We start from the raw sequence: 1,781 nt of genomic DNA, 5'->3' as shown, positions 1-1,781 counted from the left end.
AACAAGCGCAACCGAGTCAGGTTAACTTGTCGGGCCAGCCTAACTTTGGAGCTGTTCCTCAAAATACCAATCAGAACGCGCAGCAAATTCAACCGCAACCTTTTTCTACACCTCGCTCGCTGACTCCGGGACGCTACATTGGTGGCGGCGAAATCAATACTTTTGCTAATCCTTAAAGTTATTAGTCAGTTGGCAGTTGTTAGTTGACAGGAAAGCAGTAGTTATTAGTTATTAGTTATTAGTTATTAGTTATTAGTTATTAGTTATTAGTTATTAGTTATTAGTTATTAGTTATTAGTTATTAGACCTCTTGCAAAAATCCTTTTCATCAATTGATCGGACGGGCTCTCCCGCCCATCCCACAAGAAAAGATAACTCTTGTGGGATGGGCCGGAGAGCCCGTCCTAATTATTTTTGCAAGAGGTCTATTAGTTATTAGTTATTAGTTATTAGTTAACGGTTAACTAATAACAGTTAACGGTTAACAGTCAACAGTCAACAATGCCGAATTTGAGATAAATTACCGAGAAGCAGCCCGCACCAACAACAATCCTCCGATTCCAGAGCCAAAGGCGATCGGCAGCCAAGCCGAGAGAATCGGAGTCAAAACAGCTTTCACGCCCATAGAACTGGTGATGAAAGAAAATACATAGTAAGTAAAAATCACAACTACGCTAATCCCAAAACTTGTTCCTCTGCCCGATCGCCGCGGTTGAGTTCCCAAAGCTGCTCCCACTAAACCAAATACCAAGCACACGAAAGGAAAAGCATATTTTTCTTGAATTCGTACCTTGAGTTTGCGAATTTGCGGTGCATCGCCGCTGTTTTTAAGGATTTCCAAACGCTCTAAAGCTTGAGCAATATTCATTTCCTTGAAATCTCGCACTCTAGCAGCTAAATCTAAGGGCGTGCGGGGAAGTTGCAACTGCTGGTGTTGAAACCTAACTATGTTGCGGTAAGAGCCGTCAGGAGCGACTATATAAGCGGTTCCGTTGAAAAAATCCCAGGTATTTTCTGAGGGATTCCAGGTAGCTGATTCTGAAGAAACGATTTGATTGAGGCCTGGGGTGGAGCGATCGATAATTGTTAAACCTTTCATTTGCTTGCCGTCAAATTGTTCTGCATAAAAAAAGCGGGATAGGATTTCTTCTCCGCCTTTTTCTGGTTTGCGAAATTCTGTGTAGATAATATTTCGATCTTGAAATGTGGGTTTTTCTCGCTTCAGAGCTCTGTCTAAAGTTAAAGTAGCTCTGTAGCTGGCGGCGGGTACTACTAATTCTTGCAAGGCAAAGGTTAAGCCGGCAACAATTAAACTCATAATTACTGCGGGCATTACCAGTCGGTAAACACTGACTCCGCAACTGCGGAGGGCGATGAGTTCGCTGTCGCTGGACAATCGGCTGTAGGCCATTAAGGTTGCTAGGAGCATTGACATTGGGAAGGCCAATACTACGAAGTAGGGAATTTGCAGCAGAAAAATTTCTAGGGCTGCGCCGTAGGGGAGGCCGGATTCTGTTACTCTGCGGACTAATTCAAATAAGGCTCCAACTGTGACGGCGACGGATGTAAAGAGTCCGACTCCAAACAAAAACGGGCCGATAAGTTCTTTGGTAATGTACCAGTCCATTACTGAGATTCTTGGCAGCCAGTTGAGGGGATTGAAAGATTTGGATATTGCTATTTTCATCGTTGCGCGTTCTCGCAGTTTGCTCCTCAATCTAAAATTTAAATTTCTGTATTGTGTTTTTATGGTGGGAGGGCGGGTTTATAGATATCTGGGC

The 1,781-nt window shown here is 43.5% G+C and carries 1 protein-coding gene; it reads right to left on the bottom strand.

The genetic code is table 11. The features are described from left to right. Nucleotides 1–520: 520 nt before the first annotated feature. A complete protein-coding gene (locus IQ270_RS30030; RefSeq protein WP_193976746.1) occupies nucleotides 521–1,687 on the bottom strand; it encodes an LptF/LptG family permease in 1,167 nt (388 codons plus the stop codon). Between the last annotated feature and the right edge of the window lie 94 nt (nucleotides 1,688–1,781).

Origin of the sequence: Microcoleus sp. LEGE 07076 (assembly GCF_015207455.1) — a bacterium.
Lineage (GTDB): Bacteria > Cyanobacteriota > Cyanobacteriia > Cyanobacteriales > Microcoleaceae > Microcoleus.
Note: the sequence above shows the minus strand (reverse complement) of the source record. Positions and strands in the feature narration are given on the sequence as shown.